The sequence below is a fragment of the Azomonas agilis genome (assembly GCF_007830255.1).
GTDB classification, from domain to species: Bacteria; Pseudomonadota; Gammaproteobacteria; order Pseudomonadales; family Pseudomonadaceae; genus Azomonas; species Azomonas agilis.
This window is the reverse complement of the sequence record NZ_VLKG01000001.1, coordinates 454941-470918: the sequence shown is the minus strand read 5'-3', so window position 1 is coordinate 470918 and position 15978 is coordinate 454941. Positions and strand designations below refer to the sequence as shown.

Here is a 15978-nt window from a genome sequence, read left to right as displayed (position 1 = left end):
CAGACGTGCAGCCAGTTTCTGATCAACTCCGTATTGTGGTGGGACTGGGCAAGAGCGGCTTATCCGTAGCTCGCTACCTAGCCAGTCAAGGTGTTCCATTTGCTGTGGTGGATACGCGAACTGCCCCTCCAGAGCTGGCTGCCCTACGTCGTGATTTTCCCAATGTAGAGGTACACTGCGGTGAGCTGGACACAGAGTTTTTGTGTCGAGCGACCGAGTTATTGGTCAGCCCTGGATTGCCACTGCATACGCCCGCATTACTTGATGCAGCGGCTCGAGGTGTGCGTATTTCTGGGGATATAGACCTTTTTTCCAAAGCGGCCACAGCGCCCATTGTGGCTATTACCGGCTCCAATGCTAAAAGTACCGTAACCACTTTGGTGGGCCTGATGGCTCAGGCCGCAGGGCGCAAAGTGGGTGTAGGTGGAAACTTAGGAACCCCAGCCCTTGATCTTTTAGACGATTCGGTTGAGCTGTATGTGTTGGAACTGTCCAGCTTTCAGTTAGAAACCACCGAGCATCTAGGTGCTGAGGTTGCCACCTGCTTGAATGTCAGCGAAGACCATATGGATCGCTACAAACGGCTGGCCGTTTACCACCGAGCCAAACACCGTATTTTCCGAGGTGCACGGCAGATTGTGGTCAATCGTGACGACCCCTTAAGTCAGCCCTTGTTAAACGACAACGTACCTTTTTGGACTTTTGGCTTGGGTGAGCCCCACTTCAAAGACTTTGGTTTGTTGGAAATTCGAGGCGAAAAGCATTTGGCCTTTCAGTTTGATGCTTTGATGCCCGTGCGTGAATTGAAAATTCGGGGCACCCATAATCAGGCCAATGCTTTAGCCGCTTTGGCTTTAGGGTATGCCGTAGGCTTACCCTTTGCACCGATGCTGAAGGCATTACGAAGCTTTACCGGACTGGCCCATCGCTGTCAGTGGATTCGAGAGCGTGCTGGAGTGAGCTACTACGACGACTCCAAAGCCACCAATGTTGGAGCTGCTTTAGCCGCTATTGAAGGCTTAGGCGCAGACATTGCCGGCCGTTTGGTGCTGATTGCCGGAGGTGACGGCAAAGGTGCTGACTTTAAGCCGTTGCGGGATCCGGTGGCCCGCTACTGCCGTGCCGTAATATTGATTGGCCGTGATGCTGACCGTATCGCGGAAGTTTTGAGTGGTACGGTAGTGCTGGAAGCCGCTGCTTCTTTAGAAGAAGCTGTGGAGTTAGCTGCTAAACAAGCCCAAGCAGGGGATGCGGTATTGCTATCGCCGGCCTGTGCCAGTTTGGATATGTTCAAAAACTTTGAAGAGCGCGGGCAGCTCTTTGCCGCTACTGTAGAGGGGCTTGCCTGATGCTTTCCCGATTACATAAAGATAGGGAGTCTTCACCGCTTAGGAGTGGCGTTGATGTTGACTTCCCCCTGTTAGCAGGTTGTCTGGGCTTATTAGGTTTGGGCTTGGTGATGATCACCTCCGCCTCCTCTGAAGTAGCAACGGCTACCACAGGCAACACCCTGTACTACATGATTCGCCACCTGATTTACATTAGCTTGGGGCTAATTGCGGCCACCTTGACCTTGCTCATTCCAATGGCCTCTTGGGATCGCCTTAGCGGTAAACTGCTGCTGGCAGCCTTTGTTTTGTTAGTACTGGTGTTGGTTCCGGGCATAGGTCGCGAAGTGAACGGCTCTATGCGCTGGATTGGCTTCGGCTTTTTCAACATTCAGCCCTCCGAGCTGGCTAAGCTGTTTGTGGTCATCTACCTCGCAGGGTATTTGGAGCGGCGACAGGAGGAGGTACGGGAACAATGGTGGGGATTTTTTAAACCCTTTGTAATCCTATTGCCGATGGCCTTTTTGCTGTTGATGGAGCCCGACTTCGGGGCAACGGTGATTATGATGGGCGCTGCCGTTGCCATGCTGTTTTTGGGTGGTGTGGGCCTGTTTCGCTTCGGACTTATGGCCATACTGGCTATCTTCGCTGTCTACGTTTTGGCGCAAACCCAAGAATATCGGATGCAGCGCCTGATTACCTTTACTGATCCTTGGGCGGATCAATACGGCTCTGGTTATCAGCTCACTCAAGCGCTGATTGCTTTTGGGCGCGGTGACTGGCTAGGCGTAGGTTTAGGTAATAGTGTGCAAAAGCAGTTCTACCTCCCTGAAGCTCATACCGATTTTGTATTTTCGGTATTGGCAGAAGAGTTGGGTATGGTCGGGGCACTGGCTACCGTAGCTTTGTTTGCCTTTGTTGGATTGCGCGCTCTGTACTTGGGATTGCTCGCAGAGCGTGCAGGGCTGTTTTTTGGTGCCTATGTGAGTTGGGGATTGGCTTTTCTATGGATTGGCCAATTTTTGGTAAATATCGGAGTAAATACCGGTCTACTTCCCACTAAAGGTTTGACCTTGCCCTTTTTGAGTTATGGAGGCAGCTCTTTGGTTGTAACCTGCGCCAGTATGGCTATTTTGTTGCGTATTGATTGGGAGCGCCGTCGAATGCTGCGGGAAGGTCGTACATATGTTCCCCATCCTAAATCGAGCAGAATAGAACCTGAATTGGGAGAGGAGCGGCTGCATGACTAAGGTATTGATCATGGCCGGCGGTACGGGCGGTCATGTATTTCCAGCGCTGGCCTGTGCGCGAGAGTTTCGAGCCCGAGGCTTTGATGTGCATTGGTTGGGTACACCCCGGGGGATTGAGAACGATCTAGTACCCGCTGCTGGTATTCCTCTGCACCATATTCGTATTGGCGGGCTACGTGGTAAAGGCTTTAAAACGCTCTTAAGCGCTCCTTTTAAGTTACTGGGCGCTTTAGTGCAATCCATTCGCCTGATGCGTCAGTTGAGGCCTGTCTGTGTTTTGGGCTTTGGTGGTTATGTCTCTGGCCCTGGAGGGCTGGCCGCTAAGCTGTGTGGCATTCCTTTGATTATCCATGAGCAAAACGCGGTAGCGGGAACCACTAACCGTCTGTTGGCTCCTTTGGCTGATCGAGTATGTGAGGCTTTTCCAGAAACCTTTAAACTTAAGACGCACCTATACACCACGGGCAATCCAGTACGTCCTGAGTTATTTGCCCAAGCCTCGCGGCAAATTACTGACCAACCACCTCGGCATCTCTTGGTGCTGGGCGGCAGCCTAGGGGCCGAGCCGCTGAACTGCTTATTGCCTGAAGCTTTGGGACTGATTCCCGAACAACAGCGCCCTGTGGTTTGGCATCAAACGGGTAAGCAACATGCAGAGCGCACCGAGCAGCGCTATCGCGAAGCGGGCGTAGAGGTGAAAGTTTTGCCCTTTATTGAGGATATGGCTCACGCTTATGCTTGGGCGGATGCAGTAGTCTGTCGTGCAGGGGCTTTAACGGTGAGTGAATTAGCAGCCGCTGCGCTCCCTTCGCTACTGATTCCGCTGCCGCATGCTATTGACGATCACCAAACCTTTAACGCTCGTTATTTAGCTAATGCCGGAGCCGCCCAGATTTTGCCACAAGCAGAACTGGATGCTGCCCGTTTAGCGGCTCAACTCACTGAGTTAATGACCCAAGCCCAGGTACTGGAGCAAATGGGCGCATTGGCTCGTCAGTTAGCGCGTCCTAAAGCGACGACCGAATTAGTAACTATTTGTCTGGAGGCCACCCGTGGCTAAATCGCCGGGAGCTGTCAAGGCTGAAGAGCGTCGTATGCGCCGAATTCGTCGGGTGCATTTTGTGGGTATTGGCGGTGTCGGGATGTGCGGCATCGCTGAGGTGTTACTCAATCTGGGCTATGAAGTCTCAGGCTCAGACATCAAATCCTCAGCCAATACCGAGCATTTGGCGGCTTTAGGGGCTCAGATCTTTATTGGTCACAGTGCCGAGCATGTGGTAGGCGTGGACGTATTGGTGGTTTCTAGTGCAGTAAACGCCAAAAACCCCGAAGTGGCCAGTGCCTTAGAGCAACGCATTCCTGTGGTTCCCCGTGCCGAAATGCTGGCCGAATTAATGCGCTATCGCCACGGCATCGCCGTAGCAGGCACCCACGGTAAAACCACCACCACCAGTTTATTGGCTTCGGTATTTGCCGCAGCGGGCCTTGATCCCACCTTTGTGATCGGTGGACGCTTGAATGCAGCGGGAACCAACGCACAACTGGGCGGCAGTCGCTATTTGATTGCCGAGGCGGATGAGAGTGATGCCAGCTTCCTGCACCTACAGCCGATGGTGTCTGTAGTCACTAATATTGATGCTGACCATATGGACACCTACGACGGTGACTTTGGCAAGCTCAAGAAAACCTTTGTCGACTTTCTGCACAACCTGCCTTTTTATGGGTTGGCCGTGCTGTGCATTGATGATCCGATTGTGCGCGAAATCCTGCCACAAATTGGTCGCCCGCGTTTAACCTATGGTCTGTCTGAAGAGGCCGATGTTTGGGCTAGCCATATTCGCCAAGAGGGGATGCGCACCTATTTTCGAGTGCATCGGCAGGGGCGTGAGCCGATGGATTTGATGGTCAATATGCCCGGCAACCACAATGTATTGAATGCCTTGGCTACCATCGCTATTGCCACCGATGAAGGGATTTCTGATACCGCCATTATCCAAGGGCTCTCGGAGTTCCAAGGCGTAGGGCGGCGTTTTCAGGTGTATGGCGAGCTCAAGGTAGAAGGCGGCAGCGTCATGCTGGTAGATGATTATGGCCATCATCCCAGAGAGGTAGCGGCGGTCATTAAAGCGGTGCGTAGTGGCTGGCCAAAACGCCGCCTCATCATGGTCTATCAGCCCCATCGTTTTACCCGCACCCGCGATCTGTATGAGGATTTTGTACAGGTTCTGACCGATGCCAACGTACTCTTGCTGCTGGAGGTTTATCCCGCGGGAGAGGAGCCCATTCCCGGAGCGGATAGCCGACAGTTGTGTCACAGCATCCGCCAGCGTGGGCAACTTGATCCTATCTATGTGGAGCGAGGTACTGACCTAGCCCCCATACTTAAACCGCTACTACGGCCCGATGATATTTTGTTGTGCCAAGGGGCTGGAGATGTGGGCGCTTTAGCCCCACAACTGATTAAAAATCCATTATTTATCGACTCTGCGCTGTGAGGACGTCTTGAAATGAGTGCGCTGCAATCAACCCGTGATCCACAAGCTTTTGGGCGTGTGGCGGTTCTGTTTGGCGGCCGCAGTGCCGAGCGCGAGATTTCGCTTAAATCAGGACAGGCCGTACTGGAAGCATTGCAGTCTGCTGGAGTGAACGCCTTCGGTATTGATGTGGATGAACACATCATCGCGCGTTTAGCCGCTGAGTCTATTGACCGTGCTTTTATCGTGTTACATGGTCGTGGCGGTGAGGATGGCAGTATGCAAGGCCTGCTGGAGTGCGCGGGTATTCCCTATACCGGTAGCGAGGTATTGGCTTCTGCTCTGGCGATGGACAAGCTGCGTACTAAGCAGGTTTGGTTAAGCAGAGGCCTGCCTACACCTCGTTATGCCACCCTGACCTCTGAGCAAGATTGCCAAGTGGCGGCTCAGGAGTTGGGCTTTCCATTAATCGTCAAGCCCAGCCACGAAGGTTCCAGCATTGGCATGGCCAAGGTGGACAGCCTTGAGGCTTTGGTTCAGGCTTGGAATACCGCGATTACCTACGATCCTCAGGTGTTGGTTGAGCAATGGATTCAAGGCCCAGAATTCACCATCGCCATGCTTGGCGGGCAGATTTTGCCTCCCATTGGTTTGGGTACACCCCACACTTTTTATGATTTTGATGCCAAGTATCTGGCCAATGACACCCAATACCGTATTCCCTGTGGTTTATCGGCTGATAAAGAACAAGAGTTGCGTGCTCTGACAGCACAGGCTTGTGACGCAATAGGCGTTCAAGGCTGGGCTCGAGTTGATGTGATGCAAGATGCTGAAGGTCGTTTTTGGCTACTTGAAATCAACACAGTTCCCGGCATGACCGATCACAGCCTTGTGCCTATGGCCGCCCGCGCTGCGGGTCTGGACTTTCAGCAGTTGGTATTGGCTATTCTGAGCGATACTTTGGTCAAGGGACGTTAAGCATGGTTCTGGGAGTGCGTTCACAATCGCAGGATAAGCGTGCTCCACAGCTAGGCGGAGTGGGACAACGGGGAGCGAGTCGATTACAAAGGCCTTCGTCTAGCTCCTCCACAGCGAAGCCAGCCAAGCCCCCAAAGCCAAGATTTTATTGGTTTGGGATTTTTAAGCACCTGTTCTGGGGGCTGCTGTTGGTGGGGTTGGTGGTTGGGGGGTATGTATTAAGTCAAAATTTGTTGCCCTACATTAATCGGCCCATAGCCCGTGTTGCCGTGCAGGGGGAGCTTCCCCATGTTAGCCCTCTGGTTGTGCAGCAGCGACTAGCTCCTTTAGTCGAGCGGCCTTTTTTCCAAGTTAATTTACTCGGTATTCGCCAAGAGTTAGAGCAAATTCCTTGGGTGGCGCGGGCTGAGGTGCGTCGTGTGTGGCCTGATCAGATCGTTGTACACCTAGCTGAGCAGATACCCATAGCCCGTTGGGGGCAGCAGGCATTATTAAATACTCAGGGGCAGTCGTTTACCCCGGGTGATACGGGAAATTACGCACACTTGCCTTATTTGTATGGCCCACAACGAGCGCAGCAAAAAGTGATGCATCAGTATCAAATACTGAGTCACATGTTACGCCCTTTAGGATTTTCGATTACACGTTTGGAGCTGCGTGATCGCGGTAGCTGGTTTCTGAGCACAGAGCAGGGCATTGAAATGCTGTTAGGGCGTGATCAGGTGCTGGAAAAAGTACGCCGTTTTACCACCATTTATCAAAAAGCGCTGGAACCCCAACGTGACAATATTGCACGTATTGACCTTCGCTATCCTAAGGGTTTAGCCGTAGCATGGCGTGAGGCAACCCCGGCAGCGAAAGCAGCGGCATCCAGAAAGAATTGAAGGAAAACCGAACATGTCTTATGTGCAAACTGGGAAGATGATCGTTGGACTCGACATCGGCACATCTAAAGTAGTGGCGTTGGTCGGTGAGGTGACAACCGAAGGCCAATTAGAAATTGTTGGTATTGGCAGCCATCCATCACGGGGTCTGAAGAAAGGGGTTGTCGTCAATATCGAATCAACCGTGCAATCGATCCAGCGAGCGATCGAAGAGGCTCAACTGATGGCCGGTTGTCGGATTCATTCTGCTTTTGTGGGCTTAGCCGGTAATCATATTCGCAGTTTGAACTCCCACGGTATTGTGGCTATCAAAGACCGTGAAGTCAGTGAAGCTGATCTGGAACGGGTGTTGGATGCGGCTCAAGCGGTAGCTATTCCAGCAGACCAGCGGGTCTTGCATACGCTGCCCCAAGATTACGTTATTGATAATCAAGAGGGCGTTCGCGAGCCTTTAGGAATGTCAGGGGTACGTTTAGAGGCTAAGGTGCATGTGGTGACCTGTGCTGTTAACGCTGCCCAGAACGTCGAAAAATGTGTACGTCGTTGTGGCTTAGAAGTCGATGATATTATCCTAGAGCAACTGGCCTCCGCGAACGCCGTATTGACAGACGATGAAAAAGAATTAGGCGTTTGTTTAGTCGATATTGGGGGCGGAACTACCGATATCTGCATTTTCACGGAAGGTGCTATACGTCACACTGCGGTCATCCCTATTGCGGGTGATCAAGTCACCAATGACATTGCTATGGCGCTGCGCACTCCGACGCAATATGCTGAGGAAATAAAAATCCGTTATGCCTGTGCTTTAGCCAAACTGGCAGGAGCGGGTGAAACGATTAAAGTGCCGAGTGTAGGAGACCGTCCGCCTCGTGAGTTGTCTCGTCAGGCATTAGCTGAAGTAGTAGAGCCACGTTACGAAGAGCTCTTTACATTAATTCAAGCTGAGTTACGCCGCAGTGGTTATGAAGATTTAATCCCTGCTGGTTTGGTGCTAACCGGAGGGACAGCAAAGATGGAGGGAGCGGTAGAGCTGGCTGAAGAGATTTTCCACATGCCCGTGCGCTTGGGAACACCTCAAGGTGTTAGGGGGTTAGCAGATGTGGTACGTAATCCTATTTATTCAACCAGCGTAGGGTTACTGTTATACGGATTGCAAAAGCAGTCAGAGGGGACACCCATGTCTGACTTAGAGCCGTTTCTGGATGAACCTGACGAATATCAGCCAAAGCCACCAAAGCCGTCTATGCTTGGTCGTTTAAAGGGTTGGATTCAAGGTAATTTCTGAAACGTAGAAAAGCAAATATATAGAATTAGAAATTACGGGATTACAGGAGAGATTCAGCATGTTCGAGCTCGTTGATCATAGTCCGCAAAACGCAGTAATTAAGGTGATCGGTGTGGGTGGCGGCGGTGGTAATGCCGTAAATCACATGGCTCGCAGCAATGTCGAGGGTGTTGAATTCATTTGTGCTAATACAGACGCACAAGCCCTGAAAAAGATTGAAGTACGTACTGTTTTACAATTAGGTTCTGGCATTACCAAAGGATTGGGGGCTGGTACTAATCCAGAGATTGGCCGTCAAGCGGCGATGGAAGATCGCGAACGCATCTCTGAAGTGCTCGATGGTGCGGATATGGTGTTCATTACCACCGGTATGGGTGGCGGAACCGGTACAGGTGCTGCACCTATTATTGCTCAGGTGGCCAAAGAAATGGGCATTCTGACCGTAGCTGTAGTGACTCGACCCTTCCCTTTTGAAGGGCGTAAGCGGATGCAGGTGGCCGATGAGGGTATCCGTGCTCTATCCGAGTGCGTTGACTCATTAATCACTATTCCTAACGAAAAGTTGCTGACCATTCTGGGTAAAGATGCCAGCCTGCTGGCCGCCTTTGCCAAAGCGGATGATGTGTTAGCCGGTGCGGTACGGGGTATTTCCGATATTATGCAGCGCCCCGGTTTAATGAACGTCGATTTTGCAGACGTGAAAACCGTGATGGGTGAAATGGGCATGGCGATGATGGGAACTGGTTTTGCCAGTGGCCAAAATCGTGCCCGTGAGGCGACAGAGGCCGCCATCCGTAACCCCTTATTGGAAGATGTCGATCTGCTGGGCGCACGGGGTATTCTGGTTAACATTACCGCTGGCAATGATCTGTCCTTAGGTGAGTACGCCGCCGTGGGCGAGATCATCGAAGCCTTTGCCTCTGATGAAGCTACTGTCAAAGTAGGCGCGGTGATTGATCCTGAAATGCGTGATGAGCTGCACGTTACTGTAGTAGCCACCGGGTTGAATTCGCGTTTGGATCGTCCTGTGACTAAGCCTGCTGTTGAAACTACAATTGCAGCGCCGCAACAGCAACAGCAACAGCAACAGCCTACAGCTCCAGTACGCCCTGATCCTCAAAACGTGAATTACCGTGATTTAGAGCGTCCAACCATCTTGCGCAATCAGGCTCAATCTTCCAGCGCTAACCGTATTAACTCCCAAGAGGATCTGGATTATTTAGATATTCCTGCTTTTTTAAGACGTCAAGCTGATTGAGAGGACTAAGTCTAGGCATCAGTTTAGAGAGTCGGCCGGTTGGGTTCTGTTATGATTCCCGCTTTGCTGAACACCACTAGCTAAGGGCGCTGTAGCGACGCGAGCCATGATCAAACAACGAACCCTGAAAAATACCATCCGTGCTACGGGCATCGGCCTACATTCGGGTGAAAAGGTATACCTGACCCTGAAGCCCGCTCCAGTGGACTCTGGTATTGTATTTTGCCGAACTGATCTGGTGCCGCCTGTATTTATCCCAGCTCGTGCAGAAAACGTAGGTGAAACCACTATGTCCACTACCTTGATCAATGGAGCGGTCAAGGTGGATACCGTAGAGCATCTATTGTCTGCAATGGCGGGTTTAGGCATTGATAATGCCTTAGTGGAACTTTCCGCTTCTGAAGTCCCCATTATGGATGGCAGTGCAGGCCCCTTTGTGTTCCTGATTCAATCAGCAGGCTTGCAAGAGCAAGATGCGGCGAAGAGATTCATCCGCATTAAACGGGAAGTATCTGTTACTGAAGGTGATAAGCGCGCCACGTTCTTGCCCTTTAATGGCTTTAAAGTGTCTTTTGAGATCGACTTTGATCATCCCTTGTTCAAAAAACGAACACAGGTGGCAAGTGTAGATTTTTCCAGCACTTCCTTTGTGAAAGAAGTGAGTCGGGCAAGAACCTTTGGCTTTATGCGCGATATTGAGTACTTGCGCGCCCATAATCTCGCTTTGGGTGGCAGTGTAGATAACGCCATTGTGGTAGACGAGCAGGGTGTGCTGAACGAGGATGGCCTACGCTACGAGGATGAGTTTGTTAAGCATAAAATCCTAGATGCTATCGGTGATTTATATTTGCTTGGCAATAGTCTAGTGGGTGAGTTTCGCGGTTATAAATCAGGTCATGCATTAAACAATAAGTTGCTGCGGGCGTTAATTGAGCAGCAGGATGCTTGGGAGGTAGTTACCTTCGAAGGGGCTATGACAGATGCTCCGATTTCCTATATGCGCCCTGCCGCCATTGGCTAAGCTAAGTAGCCTCCTTTCTAAGATTAAGACCACCTTTTAACCTAGGTGGTCTTTTCTCATCCATAGCTTCAAATGGCTATCTGCTCTTACTTTTGCGGTGGATGCGCCAAAATTTCTTCTAAAGACAGTCCTGTTAAGCCGTGAATGGTACGCCATAGGTAATACAGAATACCGAGCATCATGAGTGTGCAGGGAATGGCAATCATGGGGTAACTCAGTAGGGTCATCTGTCCTAGTTCTGCATTGAAGGCTTCGCTGCCAGAAGGGCTAGTCACCAGCCATTTCGCCAAAATGTAATTCATCGTAGCTGAAAAGAAAAAGGTACTGCTTAGCCAGTAGGTAGCTCGCAATAGGCGTTGTTCAAATACAGCTTGTACCCCCCGTTGCTCAAGGTGCGTTTGGATTTTATCAATGTTCAGTATTTGGGGGCTGTACAGCAGTGTTCGTACTAAGGGATAGCGGGTTCGGGTGGAAACCAGTACGGCAACACCCAATAGACAGGGTACAGTCGCCTCTTTAACCGCTAACCATTGAGTATCTAAGCGCAGTAAACCAATGCCACCTGTGAGCAGGGTGCTCACCAAACCCAGTAAGGCAATCCAATTGAAACTGCGGTAGCGGATGAGCTCCAGAATTCCCCAGCCTAAGGGAAAGGCTAAAGCCAGTATTAAAGCACCATCACTGCCTAAATACTCCTCTCCGCTCAACTTCATCATGATGATGGACGGAATGAGAATACTGATGATGAGGTCTGTGAGTGGATGCTGAGATTTCGGACGAGGACTTGATGAAGGCATACTCATAATATGTGCATATCTGAATAAGGGATGAAGGATAAGAATGTAGTGGGGAGCGCGTTAGTGTTTGGACTGAGCAGCAGTAGCAAAGCTTTGACTAGAGCAAGCCAGTGCCAATATCTGATCGCGCCAAGGAGCTTTAGCAGGTAGGGCTAAAAATGCTGGATTGATGAAGTCTTGTCGGGCTTCATAGGTTAAAGGGGAGCCATCCAAGGTCAGTACTACTCCACCGGCCCCTTCCAGTACGGCTTGGGCGGCGGCTGTATCCCACTGAGCGGTTGGGCTCAGTCGAGGATAGCACTCGACTTGGCCTTCAGCCACTAAACAGAACTTCAGTGAGCTACCTGCAGAGCGTAGTTCTGGAGTGCCCAGAGTCTCTTGAATTAAATGGAGTAGCTGTTCCTGCGCCGGATTAGTATGGCGGCGGCTGGCGATAATAGAGCTTGGGCCTAGGGTATGGGGTTGGACAGGGATTTTGAGCGCGTGTCGTTCTGTTGGACTACAGTACCAAGCAGCTTGTTGTAAAGAGCCGCCGTAGTAATAGGCTTGTTTGGCCGGTAATCCCACTACGCCCCAAACCGCCTGTCCCTGTTCAATCAAAGCGATGTTGACGGTGAACTCTTCGCTACCCTGAATGAATTCTTTGGTGCCATCTAAAGGATCGACCAACCACCAACGTGTCCAATGTTGGCGCTCATGCAGAGGAATGGAGCAATCCTCCTCAGACAGAACCGGAATACTAGGATCTAATGCCCGTAGCCCCGAAAGGATGCATTGGTGCGCGGCCATATCAGCAGCCGTTACTGGGGATGCGTCCGATTTTTCCTGTACCTGTAGCCCCGTTCTCCAATAAGGAAGTATGCAAGAGCCGGCTTGCTGGGCTAGCGCTATGACGGCCTCAAATACTGTTGAGTTCATGAAGGGAAAAGCCCGCGTTGACTCAGTAAATCCCTGGCAAGGTACAGTGCAGCTAAGGCACGCCCTTCGCTAAAGGAGGGATGATGAATCAGTTGGGATAGCTCTTTAAGTTGGATGTAATCAATACGCAAAGGCTCTGGCTCATCGCCCGGCAGATGTTCTGGGTACAGATCCCAAGCTAGAACCAGTTGGATTTTCTGCCCCATGTAGCCAGGGGATAAAGACAATTCCCCCAGATGCTCTAAGTTTTTGGCTCCAAAGCCTGCTTCTTCTTTAAGTTCTCGGTTGGCGGCTGCCAATACATCTTCTCCGGGCTCAATCAGGCCTTTAGGCAGCGATAGCTCGTAGCGCTCAGTACCCCCGCAATACTCTTCAACGAGAATAGCCCGTTCAAAATTTTCAAGGGCTATTACCATAACGGCACCATAGCCTGCCCGGCTGATCAAACGCTCATAAGTGCGCTCGACCCCATTGGAGAATTTTAGTTGTAGCTCCTCTACCCGAAACAGCCGAGTAGAGGCGATTAGGTTACGGGCAAGTACCTCTGGCTTGTGGCGCATGGCCAAACACTCCTGCAAAGACAAGCTACCATCATAGCGGCTGTGCGCTGGAGTACCAGTAGATTGCTCGGTGCATTTAGGTGTGATGTTGTGTATTTAAAGGGACTTTTTAATCAGCTAACTAAAAATTAGTGCATTACCATTTTTTTGTAAATTTTTGCAATATAGTTTTTGTGCGTTATATATCTTGAATAGGGTTTTATGTGTTTTAAGTAAAAGCAGTAAAAGTAACTAATATTCTGAAAAAGATAGTAATTTAATGACTAACTTCGGGAAAAATAAAATTTCAAGGGTTGGCTCTTTTGCGTCATTAAACTGAAAGGCTATTGACGTACATCACGAAACTGATTATTTTTTTGACTTGTATAGTCTGGCACATTTTATGAGCATATTAATTATAAGCTGGGCTAATCATGCAGAAGGATGCCTAACATGAAGTTTAAAAAATTCATTGCCATTACTCTATCCCTATTTATCGAAGGAGGGATAGCTATGGCGGATGACACCAAGGTCGGTGAAATTAAGGCCGAAATTAAAGATGCCAGCCAAGGTAAAGGCTATGGTGGCTTATCTGGCGTAATGATGGGGGCTGCTTCAGGTGGGCCTGTTGGTGCTGTGGTAGGCGCTATGGCCGGTATGTTTGCTGGGGGTACGGCGCAGCATGCTGCGGCTGAGGAAGAACTTGAGCGCAAGAAAAAAGAAGAAGAAAGTCTGCGTGATCCTCGTCGTGCCTATATTGTGCATACTGACGAAGGAGATATCCGGGTTCGCTCTCCCAACCAAGTATTCCAAGTGGGCGACAAGGTAGAAATTGTTCGCGGTCGCTTACGTGCTTTAAATTAAAGTACAGGTTTTATTTATAAGGGCGCTTTAAGGCGCCCTTATTATTTATATTGGTTCTATGCAGCGTTGTTAGCTGGCTGGTTGCTAGAGTGTTTATGAATATATTGTTGGGTACAGAGTCACTAAAACCACCTTTAACGGGTATTGGTAATTACACCCAGTTTTTATTAAAAAATATTGGCCAGTCTGACCAAGTCAGCTCTGTTAAATGTTTTTCTGGGTTTGAATTTTTGTCCGGTCAAACGGCGCTGGAACAATGCCAAACTCAAAGCCAAAGGATGATAAAAGGCGGTACGGGTTTTAAAAAAAATCTACGGGAGCTGTTGCGTAAAACGACGCTGGCCTATCAAGTCCGGGCCCAGATTCAAAATCATTATTTTGGTAAGGGGGCAGAGGAACATAAAGGCTTTGTTTACCATGAGCCTAACTTCATACTAAAACCCTACGCAGGGCCCTGTGTGGCCACCATTCATGATTTAGCTTTGGTTCGTTACCCCGAATATCATCCGGCAGGGATTCGCTGGCTAGCCAAACAGCTTCCTAACACTTTGGCGCGAGCCGATGCTTTGATCACCCCTTCTGAAGTGATTCGGCAAGAATTAATTGCAGACTATGGGGTAGCCCCTGACCGAGTTCATAGTATTCATTTGGGGGTGGAGCCTGAGTTTCAGCCTCGTACTGCACAGCAAACTCAATCAGTTTTACAAAACTATGCGTTAGAGCATGGTCGTTATGTATTGTTTTTAGCCAGTTTAGAACCGCGTAAAGGCATAGATACTTTATTAGATGCTTGGTGTTTAGTGCCTGAGTCTATTCGTTGTCACTGGCCTTTGGTATTAGCCGGTGCTTCCGGTTGGAATAACCAACATTTATGCCAGCGTATTCAAGCGATGCAGCATACTCATGGGATACGTCATATCCATTTTGTACCTCAGGCTGATTTACCTTATTTGTATGCTGGGGCTCAGTTATTTGTTTACCCCTCAATCTATGAGGGCTTTGGTCTGCCGGTATTAGAGGCTATGTCCAGTAGTGTTCCTGTCATCAGTACGGCCCGCACTTCTATGGCCGAATTTGCTAGGGATAGTATCGCGCTGGTCGAGTCGGGGCAGCCTGAAGAGCTAGGAGCCTGCATTCAACTCTTGCTGGAAGACTCCGAACAGCGCCAACACTATGCTCTAGCGGGCTTGGCTCGTGCTCAGAGGTTCTCTTGGCAGCACTGTGCTCAGCAAACCATTGAGGTTTATCGGCAACTCCTGCCTTGAGTACTTACAGTCCCGTTCGGAACGCTCTCTTTAGGAAGGAGAGACTCTGTTCTCCGGTCTAGGCTAGACTTGAGCAATCTTTAACCTATAACTCTTTGCACATGACCCTCATCACCCAATGCCCTCATTGTAAGACTCGGTTTCGTATCGGGGCGTTTCAGTTGAAAGCCGCCCGTGGATTGGCGCGTTGTGGGGCGTGTTTAGTGGTATTTAATGCTCAGCATCACAGTGCAAAGCCGCCCGTTTTGTTGCAGCATCCCATTCCTGAGTCAGAGATTGAGCCTACGCAGATTAAGATACCGGTACGCAGTCCACTGCCCCAGCTTCCCGCATATCGTGCTCATTCTGTGGCGGTAGTTCCTCCGCCAGAGGATCAGCCACCCCGTATTCGCTTAGGCTTTGCCAGTCGTGATGCTGATTGCTCTGTCCCAGAGCCCGCTCCCGAACCCTTAGCTGGTTTTGATAATCCTAAAGCCCGCAAAGCTTATCAACCCATACCAGTGCCCTCTGAGCTTTCGGAGCAGGATGCCCCTTGGCAGTTGGATCGGTCGTTAGGGCATTCAGAAGCCGCCCGCAGTTGGGGTTTACCCGTTTTGGTATTGTCATTGGGTATTTTGGGGTTTTCTGGGTTGTATGGGGTGCTGCATTTCCAAGAATTGGCCCGTTTAGATTCAGTGCGGCCTGTATTAGAGCGCTTCTGCGCTACCTTGGGCTGTCGCTTACCTGCTTATAGCGATGTTTCCCGCATTCAAAGCAGCAACCTGTTGGTACAGAGTCACCCTGAGTTTCAAGGAGTTTTGCGGGTTGAGGCGCTTTTGTACAATCGCGCTCATTTTTCCCAGCCTTATCCTATTTTAGAGCTGCATTTTAATGATATGAACGGTTGGCGTATCAGCAGCCGCCAGTTCAAGCCAAGCGAATATCTAGGCTCCACAGAGCATCCCAAAGAGATGCCACCCCAAGTACCTATTTCTATTCAGGTGGATGTGTTAGACCCCGGAGAACATGCGGTGGGCTACAGTTTGGGCTTGTTACCCCCTGAGTAACTTGTGTCCATAACAACCTTTATCCCTTGCTCAAGAGCAGGTATTATTCCCGCCCTTTTTTATCCGATCGA

General features: G+C 50.3%; 15 protein-coding genes. 12 read left to right on the top strand and 3 right to left on the bottom strand.

The window, feature by feature from the left end:
- The first annotated feature begins 5 nt into the window (after positions 1-5).
- From murD to lpxC, 9 genes are all read left to right on the top strand, one after another.
- Entirely contained in the window at positions 6-1349 is a 1344-nt protein-coding gene (murD, locus tag LX59_RS02165) for a UDP-N-acetylmuramoyl-L-alanine--D-glutamate ligase (protein WP_144570189.1), read from the top strand.
- Positions 1349-2578: a putative lipid II flippase FtsW gene (gene ftsW, locus LX59_RS02160; RefSeq protein WP_144570188.1), complete on the top strand. Its 1230-nt coding sequence runs from the start codon at positions 1349-1351 to the stop codon at positions 2576-2578. The genes murD and ftsW overlap by 1 nt, the downstream gene beginning before the upstream one ends.
- Positions 2571-3638, top strand: coding sequence for an undecaprenyldiphospho-muramoylpentapeptide beta-N-acetylglucosaminyltransferase (gene murG, locus LX59_RS02155; protein WP_144570187.1), 1068 nt, complete (start codon positions 2571-2573; stop codon positions 3636-3638). Before ftsW ends, murG begins: the two co-directional genes overlap by 8 nt.
- Positions 3631-5073, top strand: coding sequence for a UDP-N-acetylmuramate--L-alanine ligase (gene murC, locus LX59_RS02150; protein WP_144570186.1), 1443 nt, complete (start codon positions 3631-3633; stop codon positions 5071-5073). Before murG ends, murC begins: the two co-directional genes overlap by 8 nt.
- A 12-nt stretch (positions 5074-5085) precedes the next feature.
- The gene (locus tag LX59_RS02145) at positions 5086-6030 is read left to right on the top strand and encodes a D-alanine--D-alanine ligase (RefSeq protein WP_144570185.1); all 945 of its coding nucleotides are present in this window, start codon (positions 5086-5088) and stop codon (positions 6028-6030) included.
- Positions 6031-6032: 2 nt separating this feature from the next.
- Positions 6033-6914, top strand: coding sequence for a cell division protein FtsQ/DivIB (locus LX59_RS02140; protein ID WP_144570184.1), 882 nt, complete (start codon positions 6033-6035; stop codon positions 6912-6914).
- A 13-nt stretch (positions 6915-6927) separates the two neighbouring features.
- Positions 6928-8199: a cell division protein FtsA gene (gene ftsA, locus LX59_RS02135; RefSeq protein ID WP_144570183.1), complete on the top strand. Its 1272-nt coding sequence runs from the start codon at positions 6928-6930 to the stop codon at positions 8197-8199.
- Positions 8200-8257: 58 nt separating this feature from the next.
- Entirely contained in the window at positions 8258-9457 is a 1200-nt protein-coding gene (ftsZ, locus tag LX59_RS02130) for a cell division protein FtsZ (protein ID WP_144570182.1), read from the top strand.
- Positions 9458-9563: 106 nt separating this feature from the next.
- Entirely contained in the window at positions 9564-10478 is a 915-nt protein-coding gene (lpxC, locus tag LX59_RS02125; RefSeq protein WP_144570181.1) for a UDP-3-O-acyl-N-acetylglucosamine deacetylase, read from the top strand.
- 86 nt (positions 10479-10564) lie between these two features.
- Here lpxC and LX59_RS02120 read toward each other — a convergent pair whose 3' ends face one another.
- The 3 genes from LX59_RS02120 to nudE are packed head-to-tail and all read right to left on the bottom strand — an operon-like array spanning position 10565 to position 12753.
- Positions 10565-11281, bottom strand: coding sequence for a VC0807 family protein (locus LX59_RS02120; RefSeq protein WP_144570180.1), 717 nt, complete (start codon positions 11279-11281; stop codon positions 10565-10567).
- 54 nt (positions 11282-11335) lie between these two features.
- Positions 11336-12193: a 3'(2'),5'-bisphosphate nucleotidase CysQ gene (cysQ, locus tag LX59_RS02115; protein WP_144570179.1), complete on the bottom strand. Its 858-nt coding sequence runs from the start codon at positions 12191-12193 to the stop codon at positions 11336-11338.
- Positions 12190-12753: an ADP compounds hydrolase NudE gene (gene nudE / locus LX59_RS02110; RefSeq protein WP_144570178.1), complete on the bottom strand. Its 564-nt coding sequence runs from the start codon at positions 12751-12753 to the stop codon at positions 12190-12192. Before nudE ends, cysQ begins: the two co-directional genes overlap by 4 nt.
- 432 nt (positions 12754-13185) lie before the next feature.
- Between nudE and LX59_RS02105 the strand changes: the two genes are divergently transcribed.
- The 3 genes from LX59_RS02105 to LX59_RS15680 all read left to right on the top strand — a co-directional run bounded on the left by LX59_RS02105 (position 13186) and on the right by LX59_RS15680 (position 15907).
- Positions 13186-13596: a hypothetical protein gene (locus LX59_RS02105; protein ID WP_144570177.1), complete on the top strand. Its 411-nt coding sequence runs from the start codon at positions 13186-13188 to the stop codon at positions 13594-13596.
- Positions 13597-13691: 95 nt separating this feature from the next.
- On the top strand, positions 13692-14861 hold the full coding sequence (locus LX59_RS02100; RefSeq protein ID WP_144570176.1) for a glycosyltransferase family 4 protein: 1170 nt from the start codon (positions 13692-13694) through the stop codon (positions 14859-14861).
- 101 nt (positions 14862-14962) lie between these two features.
- Positions 14963-15907, top strand: coding sequence for a DUF3426 domain-containing protein (locus LX59_RS15680; protein WP_246118652.1), 945 nt, complete (start codon positions 14963-14965; stop codon positions 15905-15907).
- Positions 15908-15978: the final 71 nt, after the last annotated feature.